At 37.1% G+C, this 410-nt stretch carries 1 protein-coding gene; it reads left to right on the top strand.

What is annotated here, in order from left to right; all coding sequences use genetic code 11:
- On the top strand, positions 1-410 hold a 410-nt coding region (locus OM075_RS26715), incomplete at both ends, for a transketolase-like TK C-terminal-containing protein (protein ID WP_435873495.1).

Below are 410 nucleotides of genomic sequence, written 5' to 3'. Positions count from 1 at the left end.
CCTGCTGATGCTGAAGAAACAACTGTAGCATGGCAAATGGCATTGGAAAATACAACAACTCCATCAGCATTAATTCTTTCTCGTCAGAATATTAAAAATCTTCCGGGAAGTAGCTATGAGCAAGCTTTAAAAGCTAAAAAAGGAGCTTATATTGTTGAAAAAGATGCTGAAACTCCGGATGTAGTATTACTAGCTAGTGGATCAGAAGTTGCAACATTAGTTGCAGGAGCTGAAAAACTTAGAGCAGAAAAAGGATTAAAACTTCAAATTGTATCTGTCATTTCAGAAGGTGTATTCCGTAATCAGGATGAAGTTTATCAAAACGAAGTTTTACCAGTTGATGTTCCAAGATTTGGTATGACAGCAGGTTTACCTGTAACATTAGAAGGTCTTGTGGGAGCTAATGGAAC

It is taken from the genome of Plebeiibacterium sediminum, from assembly GCF_026013605.1.
Lineage (GTDB): Bacteria > Bacteroidota > Bacteroidia > Bacteroidales > Marinilabiliaceae > Saccharicrinis > Saccharicrinis sediminus.
Note: the sequence above shows the minus strand (reverse complement) of the source record. Positions and strands in the feature narration are given on the sequence as shown.